Annotated in this window: 23 protein-coding genes and 1 tRNA gene; 6 read left to right on the top strand and 18 right to left on the bottom strand. The window is 66.8% G+C overall.

What is annotated here, in order from left to right; translation table 11 throughout:
- Window positions 1-20 precede the first annotated feature (20 nt).
- The 3 genes from IEV83_RS14935 to IEV83_RS14925 all read right to left on the bottom strand — a co-directional run bounded on the left by IEV83_RS14935 (window position 21) and on the right by IEV83_RS14925 (window position 3416).
- On the bottom strand, window positions 21-1196 hold the full coding sequence (locus IEV83_RS14935) for a L,D-transpeptidase family protein (RefSeq protein ID WP_181759625.1): 1176 nt from the start codon (window positions 1194-1196) through the stop codon (window positions 21-23).
- A gap of 204 nt (window positions 1197-1400) precedes the next feature.
- Window positions 1401-2354 (bottom strand): acetyl-CoA carboxylase carboxyltransferase subunit alpha, encoded by a 954-nt coding sequence (locus tag IEV83_RS14930; RefSeq protein WP_181759626.1) that lies wholly within the window; start codon window positions 2352-2354, stop codon window positions 1401-1403.
- Window positions 2355-2561: 207 nt separating this feature from the next.
- Entirely contained in the window at window positions 2562-3416 is an 855-nt protein-coding gene (locus tag IEV83_RS14925) for a DUF3108 domain-containing protein (RefSeq protein ID WP_181759627.1), read from the bottom strand.
- A 378-nt stretch (window positions 3417-3794) separates the two neighbouring features.
- Between IEV83_RS14925 and rpmB the strand changes: the two genes are divergently transcribed.
- Window positions 3795-4094 carry a 50S ribosomal protein L28 gene (gene rpmB, locus IEV83_RS14920; RefSeq protein ID WP_181759628.1) on the top strand — a complete coding sequence of 100 codons (300 nt, stop codon included), beginning with the start codon at window positions 3795-3797 and terminating at the stop codon, window positions 4092-4094.
- A 238-nt stretch (window positions 4095-4332) separates the two neighbouring features.
- Window positions 4333-4941: a VUT family protein gene (locus tag IEV83_RS14915; RefSeq protein WP_181759784.1), complete on the top strand. Its 609-nt coding sequence runs from the start codon at window positions 4333-4335 to the stop codon at window positions 4939-4941.
- 106 nt (window positions 4942-5047) lie between these two features.
- On the opposite strand, the gene folD is transcribed toward IEV83_RS14915, so the two are convergent.
- From folD to IEV83_RS14900, 3 genes are read right to left on the bottom strand one after another with little or no spacing between them, the layout of a single operon-like run.
- Window positions 5048-5944, bottom strand: coding sequence for a bifunctional methylenetetrahydrofolate dehydrogenase/methenyltetrahydrofolate cyclohydrolase FolD (gene folD / locus IEV83_RS14910; RefSeq protein WP_181759629.1), 897 nt, complete (start codon window positions 5942-5944; stop codon window positions 5048-5050).
- 54 nt (window positions 5945-5998) lie between these two features.
- Window positions 5999-6328, bottom strand: a complete 330-nt coding sequence (locus IEV83_RS14905) for a DUF167 family protein (protein WP_181759630.1) — start codon at window positions 6326-6328, stop codon at window positions 5999-6001.
- A gap of 9 nt (window positions 6329-6337) precedes the next feature.
- On the bottom strand, window positions 6338-6628 hold the full coding sequence (locus tag IEV83_RS14900) for a YggT family protein (protein WP_181759631.1): 291 nt from the start codon (window positions 6626-6628) through the stop codon (window positions 6338-6340).
- Window positions 6629-6989: 361 nt separating this feature from the next.
- Between IEV83_RS14900 and IEV83_RS14895 the strand changes: the two genes are divergently transcribed.
- Window positions 6990-7065 (top strand) — tRNA-Ala (locus IEV83_RS14895).
- Window positions 7066-7260: 195 nt separating this feature from the next.
- Here IEV83_RS14895 and IEV83_RS14890 read toward each other — a convergent pair.
- The 6 genes from IEV83_RS14890 to IEV83_RS14865 form a co-directional block, all read right to left on the bottom strand.
- Window positions 7261-8997, bottom strand: a complete 1737-nt coding sequence (locus IEV83_RS14890; RefSeq protein ID WP_181759632.1) for an ABC transporter ATP-binding protein — start codon at window positions 8995-8997, stop codon at window positions 7261-7263.
- A gap of 5 nt (window positions 8998-9002) precedes the next feature.
- Complete coding sequence (locus tag IEV83_RS14885) at window positions 9003-9848, bottom strand: metallophosphoesterase family protein (RefSeq protein ID WP_181759633.1); 846 nt, start codon at window positions 9846-9848, stop codon at window positions 9003-9005.
- A 103-nt stretch (window positions 9849-9951) separates the two neighbouring features.
- On the bottom strand, window positions 9952-11502 hold the full coding sequence (locus IEV83_RS14880) for an ABC transporter substrate-binding protein (protein ID WP_181759634.1): 1551 nt from the start codon (window positions 11500-11502) through the stop codon (window positions 9952-9954).
- A 76-nt stretch (window positions 11503-11578) separates the two neighbouring features.
- On the bottom strand, window positions 11579-12469 hold the full coding sequence (locus IEV83_RS14875; RefSeq protein ID WP_181759635.1) for an ABC transporter permease: 891 nt from the start codon (window positions 12467-12469) through the stop codon (window positions 11579-11581).
- Between the two features lie 11 nt (window positions 12470-12480).
- A complete protein-coding gene (locus tag IEV83_RS14870) occupies window positions 12481-13407 on the bottom strand; it encodes an ABC transporter permease (protein ID WP_181759636.1) in 927 nt (308 codons plus the stop codon).
- Complete coding sequence (locus tag IEV83_RS14865) at window positions 13404-14093, bottom strand: HAD family hydrolase (RefSeq protein WP_280514004.1); 690 nt, start codon at window positions 14091-14093, stop codon at window positions 13404-13406. The genes IEV83_RS14870 and IEV83_RS14865 overlap by 4 nt, the downstream gene beginning before the upstream one ends.
- Window positions 14094-14291: 198 nt before the next feature.
- On the opposite strand from IEV83_RS14865, the gene IEV83_RS14860 reads away from it, so the two are divergent.
- The 3 genes from IEV83_RS14860 to IEV83_RS14850 are packed head-to-tail and all read left to right on the top strand — an operon-like array spanning window position 14292 to window position 16151.
- Complete coding sequence (locus tag IEV83_RS14860; RefSeq protein ID WP_181759638.1) at window positions 14292-15194, top strand: LysR substrate-binding domain-containing protein; 903 nt, start codon at window positions 14292-14294, stop codon at window positions 15192-15194.
- 59 nt (window positions 15195-15253) lie between these two features.
- Complete coding sequence (locus IEV83_RS14855; protein ID WP_181759639.1) at window positions 15254-15637, top strand: nuclear transport factor 2 family protein; 384 nt, start codon at window positions 15254-15256, stop codon at window positions 15635-15637.
- Between the two features lie 58 nt (window positions 15638-15695).
- Window positions 15696-16151 (top strand): DUF3788 domain-containing protein, encoded by a 456-nt coding sequence (locus IEV83_RS14850; RefSeq protein ID WP_181759640.1) that lies wholly within the window; start codon window positions 15696-15698, stop codon window positions 16149-16151.
- A 64-nt stretch (window positions 16152-16215) separates the two neighbouring features.
- On the opposite strand, the gene IEV83_RS14845 is transcribed toward IEV83_RS14850, so the two are convergent.
- The 6 genes from IEV83_RS14845 to IEV83_RS14820 form a co-directional block, all read right to left on the bottom strand.
- A complete protein-coding gene (locus IEV83_RS14845) occupies window positions 16216-17658 on the bottom strand; it encodes an alanine/glycine:cation symporter family protein (RefSeq protein ID WP_181759641.1) in 1443 nt (480 codons plus the stop codon).
- A gap of 166 nt (window positions 17659-17824) precedes the next feature.
- Window positions 17825-18853 carry a phosphotransferase family protein gene (locus tag IEV83_RS14840; protein WP_181759642.1) on the bottom strand — a complete coding sequence of 343 codons (1029 nt, stop codon included), beginning with the start codon at window positions 18851-18853 and terminating at the stop codon, window positions 17825-17827.
- On the bottom strand, window positions 18850-20061 hold the full coding sequence (locus IEV83_RS14835) for an acyl-CoA dehydrogenase family protein (protein WP_181759643.1): 1212 nt from the start codon (window positions 20059-20061) through the stop codon (window positions 18850-18852). Before IEV83_RS14835 ends, IEV83_RS14840 begins: the two co-directional genes overlap by 4 nt.
- Complete coding sequence (locus IEV83_RS14830) at window positions 20062-20826, bottom strand: SDR family NAD(P)-dependent oxidoreductase (RefSeq protein ID WP_181759644.1); 765 nt, start codon at window positions 20824-20826, stop codon at window positions 20062-20064.
- A complete protein-coding gene (locus IEV83_RS14825; protein WP_181759645.1) occupies window positions 20823-22103 on the bottom strand; it encodes an acetyl-CoA acetyltransferase in 1281 nt (426 codons plus the stop codon). The genes IEV83_RS14830 and IEV83_RS14825 overlap by 4 nt, the downstream gene beginning before the upstream one ends.
- Before the next feature lie 4 nt (window positions 22104-22107).
- Window positions 22108-22803 carry an ABC transporter ATP-binding protein gene (locus IEV83_RS14820; protein WP_181759785.1) on the bottom strand — a complete coding sequence of 232 codons (696 nt, stop codon included), beginning with the start codon at window positions 22801-22803 and terminating at the stop codon, window positions 22108-22110.
- Window positions 22804-22806 lie beyond the last annotated feature (3 nt).

Here is a 22806-nt window from a genome sequence, read left to right as displayed (position 1 = left end):
CCGTGCGAACCCAGCCGCAGTTATTGCGGCTTGGCGGCCGGCAACGGCGCCGGTCCACCGGCCGGAGCGACGGTCGCCGCCGCCTCATCCCCACCGGAAAACAGCCGGCTGAAGAAGCCGCCAGAGGATTTTTGCTGAGCCGGCTGCGGCGCGAAAGCCGAGGCGGTGGGTTCGCTCGTGGCGGTGGTGGCTGCGGTGGCCGCGGGCACCGACGCGGTCACAACGCCGGTCGCCGGATCGGCGGGCGCTTTCTCCGCATCCGCATCCTGATCCGCGCCGCCACCGAAAATGGCGGCGATCTGCGCCTTGCGCTCTTCCGACCGCTTGCGGCTGGCGACGATCTGCTCCACCTGTTCCCGATCTTTCTTCTGCTTGACCGCAACCGCCTGCTCGACCGGATCGGGAATATCGTAGGCCGGGCATTTGGCGGTGGCGCGGAAGGGCACGCCCTCCATCAACGGCACTGCGTCGAAAACATAGCGCTTGTCGCAGACATCGACCTTCGGCGGCCGCTTGGTCACCTCGAAATGATCGGAGCCGCGCTTCAGCATCCGCCAGAAGTCGATATGCGGATTGTCCTGATGCTCGGCCATGTTCTTCGCGGTCATGCGGAAAGGAAACGCCTGCACCTGGAAGGAGCGCTGGCCGCCCTTGAAGCTTTCCCGCGCCAGCGCGTAGATGTCCTGAACCTGCGCATCGGTCATGGCGTAGCAGCCGCGCGAGGAGCAGGCCCCATGCACCATCAGATGCGACCCGGTGCGGTTGTGCGAGCGATCGTACTTGTTCGGATAGCCCATGTTGAACGCCAGATGGTAGCTGGAGTTCGGGTTCATCAGCGAGGGAGTGATCTCGTAAAAGCCCTCCGGCGCCTGCCGGTCGCCTTCCTTGAACTTCGGCCCGAGCTTGCCCGACCACTTGCAGATCTCGAAGGTCTCCAGCAGCGCATAGCGCCCGGATTTGGTCTGCTTCCACACCTCAAGCTCGGAATCTTCCTTGAAGATCCGCAGCATGATCGGGCTCTTGCTGTCCATGCCAAGCCGGGAGATCTTGCTCTTCAGCTCGTCGCTGATCGGCCTGAGGTGCTTGGGGCCATAGCCCAGCTCATCCGCCTGACACGCCCCGAGCACGCCGACCAGCGCCAGCGCGGCCAGTGTCTTCATCTGCCGTGACCCGAACCGGGCAAATTCCTGAGCCATGCCGTCAATCCACCCTCAGCGTGCCGCAATACGGCGGCTTCCAGACAAGGATTTATACCAAACAGAATCCTGACAGGAACCGGTTTACCTCCGGTTAACCCATGCTGACGGCACGAACCCGGCCAGCAGATGCGACCCCAGCGGGTACTTGCTGAACCAGAATTCCGGCAATTTGGCGGCAGAAAAACGACCGGCGCGATGGAGCTACAGCGTACGGCCGATCTCCAGGAACTTCGCCCGGCGCTGTGCTCGGATCTCCTCGGCGCTCATGCCGTCGAACCGAGCCAGCGCCGCCTCGATGGCCGTCCCCGCCCGGTCGACGACGATCTCCTTGGCCCGATGGGCACCACCGAGCGGCTCCTCGACGATCTCGTCGATCACCCGCATGCCGATCAGGTCCTGGGCGGTGATCTTCATGTTGGTCGCCGCGTCCTGCGCCCGGGCGCTGTCCCGCCACAGGATCGAGGCACCGGCCTCGGGAGAAATCACGCTGTAGATGGAATGTTCGAGCATCGCCACATGGTTGGCCGTGGCAATGGCAATCGCGCCGCCCGAGCCACCCTCACCGATGATCAGCGCCACGCTGGCCGTGGACAGCCCGAGACCGGCATCGGTCGAACGGGCAATCGCCTCGGCCTGACCGCGCTCTTCCGCGCCGATGCCCGGATAGGCGCCAGCGGTATCGACCAGCGACACGACCGGCAGCGAAAACCGCTCCGCCATGTCCATGATCCGTACCGCCTTGCGGTAGCCTTCCGGCCGGGCCATGCCGAAGTTGCGCTTCAGGCGCGACTGGGTGTCGGCGCCCTTTTCCTGCCCGAGAATGGCAACCGACCGGCCACGAAAACGGCCGATACCGGCAATGATCGCCGCATCCTCGGCATAGCTGCGGTCACCGGACAGCGGCGTGAAATCCTCGATCAGGCCCGTAATGTAATCCACCGCATGGGGCCGGTCGGGATGACGCGCGACCTGGGTCTTCTGCCAGGGGGTGAGCTTTGCATAAAGCTCCTTCAGCGTCTGCTCCGCCTTCTGTTCGAGGCGGGCGATTTCCTGGGAGACTTCCACCGTCTCACCGGAGCCGGCGACGGCCTTGAGTTCGTGCACCTTGCCCTGAAGGTCGGCGACGGGCTTTTCGAAGTCGAGGAAACTGAGCATGGAAAGACGATCTCGGCGCTATGCGGGGTCGGGATATGCCCCGCGGTCTGCGGCGCGAAACTGGCGAGACACGCCCCTCCTGTCAAGAGCGGCGCGCAATGACAATCAGGTGGCGCGGCAAAGGGACGTTTTCAAGAGCGGTTTCCCGCCATCCCACCGGGACCCTCCGGCAACCGGAGAAAACCGCGCCGGCACGCCCTGGCCTTGCTAGCGCGCGGCCTGGTCCCGTCCGCCGGTAAACCGCAGCTTGCGCGGCTGCACCACCAGGGTGCCGTTCTTGGTCGCCATTTCCACCCGGTAAGGCACGAACACGCCCTTGGAACCGATCGGCGCGAGCCAGGCTTCCATCCGCCGGTTTTCCTTCATGTATTTCACCGAGGCGCGGGACGGGCGATGGCCCGCAACGGGAATCCAGCGCGCCGAACACACCACCACCTGGCCATCGTAGCCCTTGCCCGAGACCTCCCGCATCTCCTTGTACTCAAGCTGGATATCGAAACGTGTCCAGCCGTCGAACACCGGGATCCGCCGCTTGCAGACCGAGGCATCGGGCGCCCCGCGCGTGGCCGCCGCCGGCATCAGAATGGCACTCAAGGGATCGACCACATTGCGCTTGTGCCGGGCGGTCACCTTGATGCGTTCGGCGTTGGGCTTGAATTTTGGCGTGACGCGCATGGAGCGGACACGGCCCGAGCCTTGCGCCAGATCCACGAAGAAATCCCGGTTCGCCGCCCGCGAGGCCATCTTGTAGCGCGCCGGCCGCACCTTCTTTCCGCCCAGCCAGCCGGAGGCTTCCGCCCCGCCCTTGCCTGTGGAAAACAGCGTGCCGATGCCGGCGGGCTCCATCACCACCTTGGCGGAATAGGCATTGCTCTGCACCACCAGCGACAGAGACCCGCGCGCGATCTTCAACCCCGAAACGGAGATATCGTAGACACCGCCGAGCTTGGCGGTTTCGGCCCGGGCAAAGGGCGCCTGGGCGAGCACCAGTGCGGACACGCCGGCGAGCACGGGCAGGGAGGACCGCGCAAGGCGGGTGAAAACGGTCGATAGGCTGGTCATCGGAACCTCACCGGGAACGCGGCGACACGCGCCGGGCCTGAAAGCCGGGGCAGAAACAAAATCGTGGGTTACATCATGCCGACGGCGCGGCAGCATTTCACGCAAGTTTCATCGCTCAGGGTAACCGCATGGTTAATGGACTGCAAATGAATGCCGCGCGGACCGCCGACAGGACATCGCGCCAGTCCGCCTTTCGATCTTTCGCAAGTTGCCGGCGCAAGATGCCTTGACGGCGGCGGCCATGCCCCTTATAGCAAGCCGACTTTCCATGAAATGCCGGTCGGATAGTGCCGGACCCATCAGGTCCGCGCGAGGATTGGCAGTTTCGACCAAGAGGCGCGAGCCTCACCGAACAACCCGATTGAGAGAAGGTGTCCCATGGCCCGCCGTTGCGAACTGACCGGCAAGGACGTGATGACCGGCAACAACGTCAGCCACGCCAACAACAAGTCCCGTCGCCGCTTTCTGCCGAACCTGTGCAATGTTTCGCTGATGTCCGACGTTCTTGGCGAGACCTACAAGCTGCGGATCAGCGCCCATGCGCTGCGCTCGGTTGAGCATCGTGGCGGTCTCGACGCGTTTCTGATGAAGGCCGCCGAGAGCGAGCTGTCGCCGAAGGCGCGGCTGCTGCGCACCGAAATCCGGCGTCGCCAGACCGAGGCCGCTGCGGCCAACTGATCACGAGGGACGCAATTTCCGCAACGGAAAGCTACTTGCGTCGCCCGACATGATCCGGATATGAAAAGAGAGGCGCCGCGGCGCCTCTTTTGGTGTTTGCGCCCCACTCGCCCCTGAAAGGCGAAGCTCGGAGCCTGATACGCCCAAGCCCCCGTGCGCCCTGTCCGGCGCCGGCGACAAGGATCGACTGCCCGTGACCGACACCCCCAGCTTCACCCGCCTTCACGCCTTCAACGCCATGCTGGCCATGGCCGCCGTGGTGGTCGCCTCGAATGTGCTTGTCCAGTATCCGGTGCATGCAACGCTGGCCGGCATCAATCTGGCCGACCTCTTGACCTGGGGCGCCTTCACCTATCCGGCCGCCTTCCTCGTCACCGATCTGACCAACCGGCGCTTCGGCCCGGCAGCGGCCCGCAAGGTGGTGATGATCGGCTTCGCGCTGGCGGTCGGCATTTCGATCTTCGCCGCCACGCCGCGCATCGCCATCGCCTCCGGCTCGGCCTTCCTGATGGCCCATCTGCTCGACATCGCCGTGTTCAACCGGCTGCGCCGCTTCGCCTGGTGGACCGCCCCGGCGGTCTCCTCGGTCTGCGGTTCGCTGCTCGACACGCTGCTGTTCTTCGGCATCGCCTTTTCCGCCCTGGCGACCCCGTTGCTCGGCCATCACGACGATTTCGCCGCCGAGGCGGCACCGCTGCTTGGCGTCTTCGCGCTGGAGGTGCCGCGCTGGGTGTCCTGGGCGCTTGGCGATCTGTCGGTCAAGCTGCTGGTCGCCGCCGCGCTGCTGCTGCCCTATCGGCTGCTGCTCGCCTGGTTCGCCCTGACCGGCTCCCCGAGCCGCGCCTGACACCTGCGGAATAGCTGGCCGGCGCCTACGTTCCGAGCTTCAAGAAAACGACGCTCCGGGCCCGAGAGGCGTCCCGGGTCCGGAGCGCTGAAACAGGTACGGCGTGTTACATCGCCGGCACGGCCAGGCCGCGCCGCTGGCAGGCCGCCACCACCGTGTTGGCCAAGAGGCAGGCGATGGTCATCGGCCCGACGCCGCCCGGCACCGGCGTGATCGCGCCGGCCACCTCGACCGCCTCGTCAAAGGCGACATCGCCGACGAGCCGGGTCTTGCCCTCGCCCTTTTCCGGCGCCGGCACCCGGTTGATGCCCACGTCGATCACCGTCGCGCCCGGCTTGACCCAATCGCCGCGCACCATCTGCGGCCGCCCGACCGCCGCGACCAGAAGATCCGCCGACCGGCACAGGGCGGCGATGTCGCGGCTGCGCGAATGCACCATGGTCACCGTGCAGTTTTCATTCTGAAGCAGAAGCGCCACCGGCTTGCCGACCAGAATGGAACGGCCCAGCACCACCGCGTTGACCCCGGAGAGATCACCGCCCATGGCCTCCTTCGCCAGAAGGACGCAGCCCTGCGGCGTGCAGGGCACCAGCCCGGGCTTGCCCAGAACGATGCGGCCCGCGTTCTGCGGATGCAGGCCATCCACATCCTTCGCCGGGTCGATGGCCAGCACCACCTTGTCCGTGTCGATGTGCCCGGGCAGCGGCATCTGCACCAGAATGCCATCCACCTGCGGATCAGCGTTCAGCCGTTCCACCAGCGCCAGCAGATCGGTCTCGGAGGTTTCCTCCGGCAGCCGGTGCTCGAAGGAGCGCATGCCACATTCCTCGGTCTGGCGCGCCTTGTTGGCCACATAGACCTTGCTCGCCGGATCCTCGCCGACCAGCACCACGGCCAATCCCGGGGTCAATGCCTCGTCTGCCTTCAGCGCCGCCACTGCGCCGCTCACCGCCTCGCGCAGCCGTGCGGCCCGCGCCTTGCCATCAATCAGGGTTGCGGTCATCTCGTCTCCGATGGGTTATGCGCCGCGTGCGAAAAAGCTCCGGGCACAGTCTGATCATTCGCCGCCGCACAGCTCCATCAACCGTGCGGCACATTCTTGCGGATCTGCGTCAAGATGAAGGATTTTCAGCCGCGCCGTCGCCCCGCTTTCCAGCGTGACGGCGCTGCGGGCAAGGCCAAGCTGCTTGGCCAAAAGCTTGACCGTCGCCACATTGGCCGCGCCCTTGTCGGGCAGCGCCCGCACCCGCAGGCGCAGCACCGGACGGCCGTCGGACAGGACATCGACCCCGTCGACCCCGTCGCGGCTCGCCTTGGGCGTGACCCGCACCGCCAGCCTGAGCCCGGAGCCCGACGCGCGCCAGGGAAGGGTCTCGGCACCGGTCATCTACCCGCCTCAGAAGACGTTCGGGGCGACGTAATGGAAGATCACCCGCTGCAGCAGGAAGATGCCGAGCAAGAGCACGATCGGCGAAATATCGAGCCCACCGAAGGAGGGCACGAACCGGCGGATCGGCCGCAACAGCGGCTCGGTGAGGCTGTAGAGCGCCTGGCCGATCATCGAAACGAACTGGTTGCGCGGATTGACCACGTTGAAGGCGTAGAGCCAGGAAAAGATCGCGCTTGCGATGATCACCCAGGTGTAGAGGTTTAGGATCAGGAGAAAAACGTCGAGAATGGCACGCATGGGCGAGAAGGCTCCGGACCGGACCAAGGATTTTGCGATTGCCCTGATGTAACGGCAGCACGCGCGCCCCGCAAGGCCGCAGACCGGGAGGGGATGCCGCAGCGGCCGCCATGCGATCTCCCTTTTTTCCTCATGGGAACCGGGAAAACCGGCGCAACGGCCCGAAAACCGGAGTGCCGCAGGTGCAAACTCTCTCGCCTGGCGTCGCCGATAAAGGTCCGGGCGCCCCGGGTTTTCCCCTTGCAACCTGCCGCCCGGCGCCCTTTCGGACCCGCCGCCGCGCTTCTCTTGTGTGCCGGTGCCGATGGCCCTTGACAGCCCCCTCCCCGCTCCCCTAAAAGCCGCTGAACGCCAAGGCGTTGGGGCCGTAGCTCAGATGGGAGAGCGCTGCAATCGCACTGCAGAGGTCAGGGGTTCGATTCCCCTCGGCTCCACCAATTTCCCGAACGATCTGCATTTCCACGAAAAATCGATGACGCAACGACCGCGCCTTGCCGGCGACGGACGCGCGTTTGCATGCCTCCACGCGCGCTGAGCGGGCGGGCAGGCGAAAAAAGCCGGTGAAGGGCACCCCGCACGCTATCGGCGTTTTACCGCCGATAGCGCTGTAAGGTCGGAGGCAAGCGCAGGCCCTACGCCGCGCCGCCGATTTCCAGCGGGCCTTGCCAGGCGCCCGGAACCGGGATCATCGCGGCGGCTTCCACCGACGGCACATGATCGGATGGCTGTGGGGTCGGCAGCGGCATCGGCGCGGTGACATGGGCGCCATCGGCGCGCGGCACGGCGGCCAGCAAGCGGCGGGTATAGGGATGGCGCGGCGCGTGCAGCACCTGCGCGGTTTCCCCCTGCTCCACGATCTCCCCCTGATACATGACCGCGATCCGGTGGCTGACCCGTTCGACGACGGCGATATCGTGGCTGATGAAGAGGAAGGACACCCCCTCCTCACGCTGGATCTTCGCCATCAGATCGGTCACACGCCGCGCGTTGGAGACATCCAGTGCGGAAACCGCCTCGTCAGCAACGATGATCTGCGGCCGAACCGACAGGGCCCGGGCGATGCAGATCCGCTGCCGCTGCCCGCCCGAGAACTGGTGCGGATAGCGCTCGGCGGCATCGGCGGGCAGCCCCACCCGCTCCAGCAGCTCGCGCGCCATGGCATCCCGCTCCCCGGGGGCGACCATGCCATGCAGATGAGCCGGCTCGGTCACCAGATCGCGGATCGACATGCGCGGGTTCAGCGCCGCGTAAGGGTCCTGAAACACCATCTGGATTTTCGCCCGGTGCGGCTTCAGCGCGGCTGCATTCAGCGTTTCCACCTGCGTGCCCAGCAAGGCGATCTCCCCGGCGGCGGGATCGACCAGACGCATCACCGTGCGCGCCAGCGAGGACTTGCCGCAGCCGCTCTCGCCGACAAGGCCAAGCGTTTCGCCCCGACCCAGCGTCAGCGAAACACCGCGCACGGCGGTGAACGGCTCGGACCGGCTCAGGAAACCGCCGCCGCCATAGGTGGTGACCACATCGCGCAGCTCCAGAACCGTCTCCGCCCCTCGCAACGGCGCCGGCGAGCCACCGCCGAGGCGCGGCGTGGCGGCCAGCAACTCGCGGGCATAATCGGACCGCGGCGCGGTGAAGAGATCCGCCTTGCGCCCCTCCTCGACCAGATTGCCATCCTTCAGCACCACCACCCGGTCGGCGATTTCGGAAACCACACCGAGGTCGTGGGTGATGAACAGAACCGCCATGCCGAGATCGCGCTGCAACCCGGCGATGAGTGCGAGGATCTCGGCCTGGGTGGTGACGTCGAGCGCGGTGGTCGGCTCATCCGCGATCAAGACGTCCGGCTCGCAGATCAGCGCCATGGCAATCATCACCCGCTGCCGCAACCCGCCGGACAGCTCGTGCGGATACTGGTCGAGCCGGCGGTCCGGCTCGGGAATCCGCACCCGCTCCAGCGCGATCCGCGCCGCTTCGCGCGCGACCTTGCCGCGCAGCCCCCGGTGCAACGCCAGCGTCTCAGCCAATTGCGCGCCGATGGTCATCACCGGGTTGAGCGAGGTCATCGGCTCCTGGAACACCATCGCGATCCGGTCGCCCCGGATCGCCCGCAGCGCCGCCGGGGCAAGCTCGGTGATCTCGGCCGGGCTCTCGCCGCCCAGCCGGATGCTGCCCCCGGTGATCCGCCCGCCCTCGCGTTCGATCAACCGCAGGATCGAGAGCGCCGTGGCGCTCTTGCCCGAGCCACTCTCGCCGACCAGCGCCAGCGTTTCGCCCCGGTGAATGTCGAAGCTCAGCCCGTGCACCGCCTCGACCGAGCCGAAGGCGACGCGCAGGTTCTTGACCGAAAGGATGGGGGGATTGGGGGTCATGGCGCCTACTCCGCCGCGAGGTCTGCGAAGAACGGCGCCAGCGGCGGCGTCCAGCGGCGGCGGGAGGGCGTCAACCGCGCCTCGAAGGGATCGTCGCCGAACACCTGCCAGTGGATCGTCTCGCCGAGCTGCAAGAGCCCCCAGGCCCGGGCCGGCTCGCCGGCGGTGGTGAAGCTCTCGGTCAGGCTCTGCTGGGTCATGTGCGGGATACCGTCGACGGTGGTGACGGTGTTCCAGTGCACATGCCCGGCGATGGCCGCCATGGGAACACGGGCCTGCGCAAGCGCGGCGCGGGCGCGCTCGGCCTGCGGATAGGTGGAAAAGCCGGGAGTGCGCTGGAAATAGTAGTTCCCGGTCTGGGCATGGCCGGAGATCGGGACATGCGAGGCGAGCAGGGTGGGCTTGTCCGCCTGCTGCGCCATGCGCGACAGCCAGAGCAGGTCGGTCTCGGGCAGATCGAAGCCGGGACGCGGCACATTGCGGTGGATACGCGCATCCGCCCGCCACAGCGCCAGTTGCCAGGCGCCGAGGTCGATCACCTCGCTGGCGAGCGCCGTGCCGAGGATCTCCTCGTTCTCCGCCACGCTCAGGTGATCGCGGTCGTGGTTGCCGCAAACGTGGTGCAGCGGCGCCTCGATGCGGGCGAGAATATCGGCCACCTCGCGCTCCAGCCGCGCGTCGGTTTCACTGTCCACGTCCGAGATCCGGTCGCCCAGATCGAGCACCAGATCGGGCTTCTGCTCATTGGCCCAGTCAGTGAACGCGGCGAGCAACTCAAGCGCCGTATCGCCGCGCTTGGTGTGCGAGGGGGCGCCGTGGTGAATGTCGGTGATGATGGCGATCCGGGTCATGATGGTCTCTATAGAAGCGCGCCAGCTGCGCGTGGAGGCTGTGGAGGATGGGGCCGCAGGGCGAGGGGCCGGGCCCGAAGGCCCGGCCCCGTCAGCGCGGGGATCAGTTGCCGGCGAAGGAAATGCTGCCGGCGCGGAAATCAAGCACGTAGGGGATGTGCCCGGGCATCGGCGCCCAGTTCACCGACTGCTTCATGCCCCAGCTTTCGAACGGGCGGTACAGCGGCAGCATCGGCGGGTCCTGCTTGATCTCTTCCATCAGCTCGACATAGGCGGCGTTCCGGTCGGCCACGTCGGTGGAGAAGCGGAACCGGTCCCACTTCTTCGCGTAGTCGGCATCGGTGTTGAAGCGGCCTTCGCTTTCCGAGGGACCGCCGGGCGCCCACATCACGCCGAAGGAGCCGAAAGGATCGGCGAAATACATCGGGTTCGACCAGTTGCGCACCATCATCTCCGGATCGTTGCCGGACCACTGGTCCTGCACGTTCACCCGGCCGTTGATGCCCACCGCGCCCCACATCTCCATGATAGCCTGCGCGGCCAGGAGACCGTTGGTGTAGTAGGTCGCGGCAGTGTCGAAGGTGATCTCGAACCCGTCGTAACCCGCCTCTTCCAGCAGCTTCCGGGCGCGCTCGGGGTCATACTCGAAGGTCACGAGATCGGGCTGATGCAGTGCGCCCATCTCGGCCATGGTGTGGGTCGAAGGTACGATCGCCTTGCCCAGCCACAGCGCCTCGTTGAGCGCATCGCGGTCGATGGCCAGCGACAGCGCCTGACGGATGCGCGGGTCCCGCAGCTTGGGGTGGTTCTGGTTCATGATCATCACGTGGAACAGCGCGGTGGCCGATCCTTCGGTCTTGAGGTTCGGATCGCTGTCGATCAACGACAGCTGATCCGGCGCCACGTTGGTGATGATGTCCGCTTCGCCGGTCTTCAGCGCGGTAACGCGGCTGGCGGTCTCGGCGATCTGCACGACGGTGGCGCGCTCCAGCGGCGCGGTCTCGCCCCAGAAGTCGTCGAACCGCTCCCACACCAGCTTCTCGCCGGGCTGGAAGGCGGCGACCTTGTACGGACCGGTGCCCACGGGCGCGAGGGCGAAGGCCTCGTAGTCGCTGTCCTCGGCCACGTCGGCCTTGCCGGTCAGGCCCTTGATGTAGGCCTCGGGCACGATCATGACCTGCTGCAGGGACATCAGGGTTTCCCAAAGCGGCTCTTCACGCTCGGCCACCACGCGGATGGTCAGGTCGTCGACCTTCTCCGCGCGCAGGAAGTTGCCCAGACGATCCTTGGCCCGCACCACATAAGGCGGGAAGGTGGCCTGCATCATGCGGTTGAGCGAGAACACCACGTCATCGGCGGTCATGTCGGCGCCATTGTGGAATTTCACGCCCTCACGCAGCTTGAACTCCATGACCTTCGGCTCGACCAGCTTCCAGGACGTGGCCAGCGCCGGCACCCACTCAAGCTCCAGCTTGCCGTGGTCCCGGTCGATCAGCGTGTCGAAGGTGTTGTAGTAGAACTGCGAGCCTACGTTGGAGTGGTCGCGGCCCGGATCGATGTAAGGGGCCACGTTGGCGGCGCCCACGGTGATTTCCTGTGCGGCCGCCACCAGCGGCAGCGTGACAAGGGCGGTGGTCAGAAGCAGACGGAACATGAAATGTCTCCGATTGGGGGGAAGAGAAACAGCAACGGGACGGGCCGGTTTGTCCGGCTCTCGGTTTCTTGTCGGATCAACGCTCTCTCAGGCGGACATCGGCGCGGTCGCGCAGCCAGTCGCCAAGGATTTGCACGGTGAAGGTCAGCACCACGATCAGCGCGGCAGGGGTCAGCACGATCCACGGCGCGGTCGGCATGTAGTCGCGCCCCAGCCCCACCATCGACCCCAGCGAGGGCTGCGGCGGCTGCACCCCGAGCCCCAGGAAGGACAGCGTGCTCTCCAGGATCACGATGTTCGACAGCGACAGGGTGAACTGCACGACCAGCGGCGACACCAGATTGGGCAGCACATGGCGCCAGGCGATGTAGAACGGCCCGGCTCCGGCGGTGTGCGCGGCCTCCAGATAAGGCTGCGCGGCGATGCGGCGCACCTCGCCGCGCACGATGCGGGCGTATTGCTCCCAGCCGGCAATGCCCAGAACCAGGACGAGCACGGTCAGGCTCGACCCCATCAGCGCCAGCACCAGCAGGGCGACAAGCGTGAAGGGAATGGCGATCTGCATGTCGACCAGCGACATGATCCCATCCTCGACCCAGCCTCGGCGCTGCCCGGCGATGAGCCCCAGCAGCCCGCCGAGGAGCAACCCGATCACCGCACCGGCGAAGGCCAGCGCCAGGGTGAGCCGCAGCCCATGCAGCGACCGGGACAGCACGTCGCGGCCGAGCTCATCGGTGCCCGCCAGATGACCGGCGGAGTAGCGGTCGAAGCCGATAGGCGGACGCAAACGGGCGAGCAGGCTCTGATCGAGCGGATCGAACGGCGTCAGCCACGGAGCGAGAAGGGCGCCGCCGGCCAGCAGCACGGCGCAGACCAGCGCGATGGTCTGGATGATATCCGCCCCCCGCCCCTTGCGGCGCGCGCCGCGGCGGCGAAGGCGGGGAAGCGCGTCAACAAGGCTTGCCATATCGGTCTCCTTCAGGCGCGGGCCAGCCGGATGCGCGGGTCGGCCAGCGCATAGGCGATGTCTGTCAGGATGTTGATGGAGACCACCGCAACCGCCACGGCGATCACGCCGAACTGCAGCACCGGGTAGTCGCGCAGGATCGCGGCGTTCACCAGCATCTGCCCCACGCCGGGCCAGGAGAAGATGCTCTCCACCACCACGGATCCGGCGGCCGCCAGCCCGGCGATCTGCAGTCCGATCACCGAGATCACGGTGATCGAGGCATTGCCGAGACCATGCTTCAGCACCACCTGCGTCTCGCGCAGGCCCTTGGCCCGGGCGGTGCGGATGAAGTCCTGCCCGAGCACATCCAGCATCGCATTGCGGGTGAAGCGGGTCAGCGCGGCGATCAAGCCGCCCGACATGGCGATGGTCGGCATGATGAAATGCAGCCAGGTGCCATTGCCCACCACTGGCAACCAGTTCAGCCAGTAGGAGAAGGTCAGCACCATGACGATGGCGAGCACGAAGGACGGCACCGCATAGCCGGTGAAGGCCACCACCATCACCGCCGAGCCGATCCAGCTGCGCCGATAGACCGCCGCCAGCACGCCCAGCGGCAGGGACACCGCCACGGTCAGGGCGACCGAGGTCAGCAGGAGCTGCCCCGAAGGCCAGAGCCGTTCGGCCACCACCGTCGTGACCGGACGTCGGTCGACGAAGCTGAGGCCGAATTCACCGGAGAGAACGCCCCGCAGATAGGCCAGGTACTGGTGCCACAGCGACCGATCGAGCTGGAAGTAGTCAATCAGCGCCTGTCGCCCCTCGGCGGTCAGCCCCTCGCCCAGAAAGGTGTCGATCGGGTTGCCCGACAGACGAGTGGCGACGAAGGTCACCGTGACGATGGCCCAGAGCGTCACCACCGCCTTGAGCACATGGCGCAACAGATAGGGGGTCATTTTCCGGCCCTCCGCTGAATATGGATGAACGACATGCCGGCCGCCTCGGCGGCGCGCCCGTCGGTCGCGGCGTTGTCTCCGACGAAAACCGACTGCGCCGGCTCCAGCCCCGCCTCGGCCATTGCATGCAGCAGCATGGCGGCATGCGGCTTGCCGAGGCAGTGCCAGGCGAGACCGGGCCGGATCGCCCGCAGCGCGGCCAGCAGCGCGCCGGTTTCCGCCACCGGCCGGCCGGCGTGATCGGGATGCGAGACATCCTCGTTCGAGACCCACAGCGGAACGCCTCGCGCCACCGGCGCCAGCAGCGGCCCCAGCGTATCGACGGTCTGCGCCGGGTCCCGGCACAGCAGCACCGCCTGGGGGTCGCGCGCCTCGGGGTCGAGCCCGAGGGCGCGGGCGCGGGCCATGAGCAGCGGCGCGGCGCAAAGCGTCAGCCGCCGCACGCCCTGGCGGGCAAGGTGCTGAAGGGTGAACTCGCCCGCCATCAGAATGTGCGCGGGAGGTACGGAGAGACCCAGCCCGGACAGTTGCGACGCCAGAGCCTCCGCCGTGCTGTCGGAGCGGTTCGAGACGATGCGCAGCCGGTCGCCACATCCATCGGCGAACGCCGCCGTCTCCTCGAAGAGCCGCCCTTCGGACATCAGGCATCCGTCCAGATCGCAGAGTACAATCCGCGCCTGTTTCACGTCACGGGGATCAAGCCGGGCGCGACGTCGGGTTGTCGGGAGGGATGTTGGAACGACGGTCAAGTCTGCTCTCTCCTTGCGTTTGCAAGACCGGCCCCCACTGGCCCGGCGCTGGAGAGCAGATTTGACGGCGCTTTGTAACAGGACTGATACGAACGAAAGCTAAGCTTTGGACAAACCAAACCCGGAGCTTGAGAGATGGCCATTTCCCCGCAACGTCTCGACGCCGTCAGGGCCGTCGCGGAAACCGGCTCCTATGCCGCCGCGGCGCGCACGCTGGCGGTCACCCAGCCGAACATCTCCGCCCAGGTGCGCGGCCTGGAGCAGGAGTTCGGCATTCGCCTGTTCCGCCGCGAGGCCGGACGGCTGCTGCCCACCGACCTCTGCCTGAAACTTTGCGATACGGCGGAACGCATGGCCGAAGCCCGGCAGGAGGCCGAGCGTCTGCTACTGAGCCGCTCGTCGCTGCGCGCGGGACAGATCATCGTCGGCCTGGGCAATGCCATGCCGGGCATGGCGCTGGTGGCGGCCTTTCACCGCGCCTTTCCGGGGGTGACGCTGAAGGTCGAGACCGGCTCACATCACAAGATCACCCGCGCGGTGCTGAACCACGAATGCGACATCGGCGTTTTGCCCGATGTGCCCGCCGATCCCCGCTTTCGCCGCGCGCATCTGGCGAGCGCCCGCGTGGTGGCGATCGCCCCGCTTGGCCACCGGCTGGCGCAGGAGAGAATGGTGACCGCGAAAATGCTCTGCGATGAGCCGATGATCTTCCGCGCCTCGGGCTCGTCAACCCAGCGGGCGGTGGACAGGATGTTCGCCCGGGCCGGCCTCTCGCCCCGCCCGTTCCTGACCCTCGACGCCCGCGACGGCCTCTATGAGGCGGTAGCCAATGGCCTCGGCATCGGATTTCTGTGGCAAGGCTCCACCGGCCGCAGCGACGGGGTGGTGCGCCTGCCCATCGCCGAAATGCAGGGCCTGACCATCCACGAGACGGTGTTCAGCCTGAGCGAGACCACCAGTCAGGTGGTCGAAGCCTTTTATCAGCTGGTTCCGCCCCTGCCGAAACAGGCGCCCGCCGCCTCCGGCACTGCGGCTTGATCTTGCCCCGGCGTCAGGATGTAGAACCCCCGCACACACGGAAAGCGGGAGCAGACATCATGCAGAAGCAAGAAGTTCAGAACTGGCTCGATCGCTACGGCCGCGCCTGGGTGGAGGGCGATCCGGAGCAGATCACCGCCCTTTTTACCGAGAACGCAACCTACCGGGAAACGCCGTTCGACCCGGCCATGACCGGCCGGGAGGCAATCCGGCAATACTGGCAGGACGGGGCGGCGGACGCGCAGGAGGACGTGGCGTTCTCCTCCAAGGTCTGGGCCATTGACGGAACCACCGCCGTTGCCGGCTGGCAGGCGCGGTTCACGCGCAAGGCCTGCGGCAGCCGCGTGGAGCTCGATGGAACCTTCCGCCTCAAGCTGACAGGCAGCACGGACGGGCTTTTGTGCGAAAGCCTGGAGGAATGGTGGCACCGGCGCGAGACTTAAGGGGCGCTACCAACGCTCCAAGCCTGCGTTTCCCCCCTCGCGCTCAGGAGACAGCCCCATGCAACAGACGCCCCGGACCGGAGACCGGCTCACCGACAAGTCCGCCACCCCCGGTGACGCGACGATACGCGACTGGATCGGGGCGGAAGCCTGCGAGCACTGGACGGCGCTGCGCGCCTGGATCGACAGCTCCTACCCCGGCGTCTTCACTCCGGACTGGATTTATGGCGGCAAGACCCATGGCTGGTCCCTGCGCTACAAGAAGTCCAAGGCCTTCTGCACATTGCTGCCCGAATATGGAGTGTTTTCGGCGGTGATCGTATTGGGCGCCAGGGAGCGGGAGAAGGTGGAAGCGCAGCGAGAAGCCCTGAGCCCCGGCCTGATGGCGCTGTATGACGCGGCCGAGACCTATCACGACGGAAAATGGCTGAAGATCGGGATTGCCTCCACCAAAGACCTTCAGGACGTAACCGAGCTTCTGGCGCTCAAGCGCCCGCACCGCAAGGGCGCCTGACGCTCTCACATGCTTAAGGGCAGGCACGGCCCGGCGCCCTCACAAGAGCGCCGCGCCGTGCGGATCAGGCCGTCTGCCGGTCCGGGTTGACGCCGGTCCAGGCGGTGCGGTCGAGATCGAGGTCGGGGAAGTCGTCCGGGTTGAGCAGCGGCCGGGCGACGCCGGCCTTGAGCTGCGCCCGGAAGTCCTGCAGGATCCGCAGGCAGGTGGGTAACAGCATCATCAGGACCACCAGATTGACCACCGCCAGGATGCCCATCAGCGGATCGGAGAAGAAGAACACGGCGGTCGCTCCCGGCGCCACCGCGCCGACGAAGACGATACCCATGACGACCAGCCGGAAGCCGTTCAGCGCCATCGGATGTTCGGTGATCACCGTCAGCGCGTTCTCGCCGAGATAGTAGTTGTAGATGATCGAGCTGAAGGCGAAGAGCAGCAGGATGAACGTCAGGAAATACTGGGTCCAGTCGCCCAGATGTTCCGCCAGCGACTGCTGGGTCAGCACCACCCCGTCCACGGCCTCCGCCCCGGGCTGGTAGACATCGCCGAGCAGGATGACGAAGGCGGTGCAGCTGCAGATCAGGATCGTGTCGATGAACACGGAGAACGACTGGGTGATGCCCTGGCTGATGGGATGACGCACATCCGCCGTCGCCGCCACATTGGGCGCTGAGCCGAGACCGGCCTCGTTGGAGAACAGCCCCCGGCGCAGCCCCTGCGCCAGCGCCGCGCCCATGCCGCCGCCCACCGCCTGCTCGAAGCCGAAGGCATTGAGAACGATCGAGGCCAGCACGCCGGGCAGCTCGCTCACGTTGAGAAGGATCACCACCACCGCCATCAGCAGGTAGCCGACGGCCATCACCGGCACCACCACATCGGCGGCCTTGGCGATGCGATGAATGCCGCCGAAGACGATGAAGCCGGCAATAATGGTCAACACCACGCCCGACCAGAGACGGTCGATGCCCAGGCTCTCCTCGGCGGCGCCAGCCACCGTGTTGCCCTGGAAGGCATTGAAGCCGAGGCCAAAGGCGGCGATCAGGCAGACCGCGTAAAGCACCGCCAGCCATTTGTACTCATGACCAAGCCCATGAATGATCGAGCGGGCCGGACCGCCGCGAAAGGCGCCATCGGGCTCGCGCCGCTTGTAGAGCTGCGCCAGCGAGCATTCGACCAGGCTGGTCGCCATGCCGACAAGGGCAACCGCCCACATCCAGAAGACCGCCCCCGGTCCGCCGAGAGTAATCGCCACGGCCACACCGGCAATGTTGCCGCCGCCGACCCGACCGCCGACGGACACAAGCAGCGCCGCGCGGGCGGAGATCGCGTTGGGATCGGCGCTCTGGTTTTCCGAGGACAGCACCCGGAACATGCGCTTGAAATAGCGGATCTGCACGAACCCGGTCAGCACCGTGATGAAGACGCCGAACACCACCAGCAGCGGGATCAGCGCCCAGCCCCAGGTGAGGTCGCCGATAACCCCGAACACCCCTTCGATAAACGCCATTTCTCCCCCGATCAGCCCAGCTTGTAGACGCATACCCCACGCGGGCGGTCGCCAGAACGGACGGAAACGCCGCGAGGTCGGCCCTAGTTAGACCATGAGTCTTAACAGCAATACTGCGTCTTGCTTGCAAAGGGGCTCGGGGCGGCAGCCGTAGCGGGAAAGGGCGCTATCCTCCACGCTCCACCTCCGCCATCGCCAGCGCCGTCAGCACCGGCACGGTCTGGCCGTAGCGCAGCGCGGTCTCCGCGTTGGCGGCATTGCCATCCAGATAGCGGCGATAGATGCCCTGGAGGATGGCGGCAAGCCGGAAGAAGGAAAACGCCAGATGGAAGGTCCAGCCCTCGATGCGCGCAAGCCCGCGCCGCCGGCAATAGGCGGCGAGATAGGCGGCCTCGTCGGGAATGCCCAGCGCCTCCCGGTCGACGCCGCCGAGCCCCTTGAACACCCCGTCGTTGGGCAGGCGCCACTGCATGCATTGATAGGCAAGATCAGCGAAGGGATGGCCCAGGGTCGACAACTCCCAGTCCAACACCGCGCGGATCGCCAACACCTCGGGATCGAAGATCAGGTTGTCGATCCGGTAGTCGCCATGAACAAGGCTCACCGTCCCGTCATCCTCCGGCAGATGCCGGTCCAGCCAGGCGATCAGCTGCTCCATGTCCCGGTTCTCGCCGGTCTCGCTCGCCCGGTACTGGCGCTGCCAGGTGGCGAACTGGCGGGCGAAATAATTGCCCGGCCGGCCATAGTCGGACAGCCCGACGGAGGCGATGTCGACGTCGTGCAGATCCGCCAGCACCGTGACCATGGCGTCATAGACCCGGCCACGCTCGGCCGGGGTCTTGTCCGGCAGTGCCGGATCCCAGAAGACAACGCCCTCCACCCGCTGCATGACGATGAAACGGCGGTCGAGCCATTCGTCCTCGCCGCCGCTCAGCAGCATCTCCGGCACCGGCACGCGGGAGCCGTGCAGCGCAGCCATCACCCGAAATTCGCGGTCGACCGCATGCGCCCCCTTCAGCCGCTTGCCGGCCGGCTGCACCCGCAACACCGCCTCACCGCCGGAACCGAGCGCCAGGAAGGTCGGGTTGGACTGACCACCGCCGAACGGGGCGATGGTCACCCCGCGGCCGAGCGCCGGCAGCCGCTCTTCCAAGAGCGGCGCGAGGGCCGCGACATCGCCGGGAACCGCACTCATGCGGCCGCCCGCGCCTTCAACATCTGCCGTGCCAGCGCATCCTGATGCACCTCGTCCGGACCGTCGGCGATGCGGATGGTCCGGGCATAGGCAAAGGCCGCGGCGAGGAAGGTGTCCTGCGACACGCCCGCCGCCCCATGCACCTGGATCGCCCGGTCGATCACCGTCTGTGCCATCTGCGGGATCACCACCTTGGCCATGCCGATCAGATCGCGTGCGTCCTTGTTGCCGAGCCGGTCCATCTTGTCCGCCGCCGCCAATGCCAGCAGGCGGGCCTGCTCGATCTCGCACAGGGACAGGGCGATTTGCTGCCGCACCACCCCCTGATCGGCGAGCGGCTTGCCGAAGGCCCGGCGTGCCGACACCCGGTCGCACATCAGCTCCAGCGCCCGCTGGGCGGCGCCGATCAGCCGCATGCAATGGTGAATGCGTCCCGGCCCGAGCCGGCCTTGCGCGATCTCGAAGCCCCGCCCCTCGCCGAGCAGCAGGTTCTCCGCCGGCACCCGGACATTGTCGAACAGGATCTCCGCATGCCCGTGCGGCGCGTCATCGGCGCCAAACACATTGAGCGGGCGCACCAATGTCACCCCCGGCGTGTCGAACGGCACCAGGATCATCGACTGCTGTCTGTGCCGTTCCGCCGCCGGGTCGCTCTTGCCCATGACGATCAGGATGCGGCAGCGCGGATCGGGGGCGCCGGTGGCCCACCACTTGCGGCCATTGATCACGTAGTGATCGCCATCGCGCAGGATCGAGGCTTCCACATTGGTGGCGTCCGACGAGGCCACCGCCGGTTCGGTCATGCAGAAGGCGGAGCGGATCTCGCCGGCGAGCAGCGGCGTCAGCCATTTCGCTTTCTGCGCCTCGGTGCCATATTTGATCAGCACCTCCATGTTGCCGGTATCCGGCGCATTGCAGTTGAACACCTCCGGGCCGATGATCGAGCGGCCCATGATCTCCGCCAGCGGCGCGTAGTCGCAATTGTTGAGCCCGGCGCCATGCTCCGGATAGGGGCACCACAGGTTCCACAGACCTTCCGCCCGGGCGCGCGCCTTCAGCTCCTCCATCACCGGGGGGATCGCCCAGCGGTCCTTGCCGCTGTCGACGAAGCGGTGATAGTCGGCCTCGGCCGGGATGACATGCGCCTCCATGAAGGCGGACACCCTGGCCTTCAGGTCCTCGACCTTTGCGCTGTGGACGAAATTCATTCAAACCCCCGAAAGTAATGTACCGCCATCGACGGTCAAAGTGGTTCCAGTCATGAAACTGCCCGCCTGCGAGGCGAGCAGCAGCAACGGCCCGTCGAGCTCGCTCAACCGGCCCAGCCGCCTTGGGAACAGCTTGCCGATCAGCGCCTGGCCGGCGTCGCTGTCGAAAAAATCGGAATTGATATCGGTCTTGAAATAGCCCGGCGCGATGGCGTTGACGCGGATGCCGTATCGCCCCAACTCCCGGGCCATCGCCCGGGTCAGGTGCAACACCCCGGCCTTCGCCGCCGCGTAGTTGGTCTGGGTCGGCTGTACCGCGAGCCCGAGGATCGAGGCGATGTTGACGATCGACCCGCCCCGTTCGCCGGCGGCCATCACCCGGGCGACGATCTGCCCGGCGCGCCACAGGCCGGTCAGGTCCGTGTCGACCACCGCCGCCCAGTCCGCCTCCGACATGTCGAGAAACCGTTCGGTGCGGGCGATGCCGGCGTTGTTAACGAGGACGTCGATCCGCCCGTGCCAGTCGGCGATGCCGGCAACCGCCGCCTCCAGCGCCGGCCGGTCGGTGATGTCGGCCGGCGCGCAGCGCACATCGATGCCGTCAGCGCGCAAGGGCGCGGCCACCGCCTCCAGCTTCTCGCCATTGCGGGCGATCAGCGCCACCGCCGCGCCTGCTTCCCCCAGCGTGCGCGCGAAATGCGCCCCGAGGCCGGAGGAGGCTCCGGTGACGACGGCAACCCGTCCGGTCAGATCCAGCAAGGTCATATGGCAGCTCCCACGACGAAGGCGGCGATGGTGGTGGTCGATCCGCCGATATTGAGAAGCCCGACCCGCCGCGCGCCCTCCACCTGGCAGGCCCCGGCCCGACCGGTCACCTGGCGGTAGCCGTCGAGCATCATCCGCACGCCGGTTGCCCCGACCGGGTGGCCGAGGCCGATCAGCCCGCCGGAGGGATTGACCGGCAACCGGCCATCGGCGGCGATCACCCCCTCTTCGATCGCCTTCCAGCTCTCTCCGGGCGCGGTGATGCCGAAACTGTCGATGGCGGCGTATTCGGTCATGGCGAAACAGTCGTGGGTCTCGATGGCGTCGAGCGCGAAGACATCGCCAACCCCGGCCCGGCCGAAGCACTCGGCGATGGTCTTTTGCACCTGAGGCAGAACATAGCGCGTATTCCGCCCCTCCCTCAACTTATCGGAGAGAAGCATCGGTGCGGTGCGATGGCCCCAGCCCTCGATCCGGGCAAGATCCGACAGCTTCAGCCCGCGTTTTTCCGCATAGGCACGCGCCCGTTTGGCTGAGGCGAGGAAAACGGTGGCGGCGCCATCTGTCACCTGACCACAGTCGTTGCGCCGCACCCGCCCCTCGATCACCGGGTTGGCCTCATCATGCTCGGTGAAGCTCTCCGGCGTGAACGACCAGTTGCGCGTCTGCGACAAGGGATTGCGGCGGCCGTTCTCGTAGTTGATCCGGGCGATCTCGCCGAGATGAGCATAGTCGACCTCGCCGTATTTTTCCGAATAGGCGTCGATCAAGTCGGAAAAGGCGGCAGGCCAGAGGTAGCGGGCGTCGGTCCATTCCCGCCCGTGCCAGGCGGCGGCGCCAAGATGTTCGGCCGCCGTCTGGCCGGGCACGTTGCGCATGTATTCAACGCCAAGGACACAGGCAAGGTCATAGCGTCCGGCCTCGATCTCGGCCATGGCGGAGAGCACGGCCATGGAGCCGGAGGCGCAGGCCGCCTCGTGCCGGCTGGTCGGCACGCCGGAAAGGTCCGGGTGAAGCGAGGCGAAAATGCCGCCAAGCTGGCCCTGACCGCAGAACAATTCTCCGGTGAAATTGCCGATATGCGCGGTCTCGATCTCGGATGCCTCAAGGCCGGTCGCCTCCAGCCCCTGATGCAGCGCCTCCGCCATCATGGCGTCGATACCGAGCCCCTCCCGCGCCCAGTTGCGGGCAAAGTCGGTCTGGGCACCGCCAAGAATATAGACGCCGCCCGCCCCGGTCCCTTCGGTATGGTCCCGTTCGCGTGTTGCCGATGTCATGTCGTCAAACCTCCAGCCATGCCTTGCGGATTGCCTCGTCAGTGCGCAGTTCGTCGGGGCTCCCTTCAAACACCGTGCGGCCATGGCCCATCACATAGACCCGATGGGCGATCCGCATCGCGATGGTCAGCTTCTGCTCCACCAGCAGGATCGCCACCCCGCGCCGGGCAATTTCCGCCAGAAGATCGCCGACCTGCTCGACGATCAACGGCGCCAGCCCCTCGGTCGGCTCGTCGACGATCATCAGCTCCGGGCCGCTCATCAAGGCCCGGCAGATCGACAGCATCTGCTGTTCGCCGCCGGACAGCACCTCCGCATGGGTGTCGCTGCGCCGCCGAAGCGAGGGGAACAGCTCGTACACCTCCTCAAGCTGCCAGCTGCGGGCACTCGCCGCTCCATGCCGGCCAAGCAGAAGGTTCTGCTCCACCGTCAGCCCGGGAAACACCGCCCGCTCCTCCGGCACATAGCCGAGGCCGAGGCGGGCGACCCGATGCGGTTCAAGACCGATGGTCTCGCGTCCCCGCACCCGGATGCTGCCCTGACGCTCGACAATCGCCATCACCGCCTTGCACAGGGTGGAACGGCCGACGCCATTGCGCCCGAGCAGCGCGACGATCTCGCCCTCGCCCACGTCCAGATCGACCCCGTGCAGCACGTGGCTGAGGCCGTAGAAGGCGTGCAGGCCGCGCAGGCTGAGGATCGG

Source organism: Stappia taiwanensis, assembly GCF_014635285.1.
GTDB classification, from domain to species: domain Bacteria; phylum Pseudomonadota; class Alphaproteobacteria; order Rhizobiales; family Stappiaceae; genus Stappia; species Stappia taiwanensis.
The sequence above is the reverse complement of the archived record's forward strand: the minus strand, read 5'-3'. Positions and strand labels throughout refer to the sequence as shown.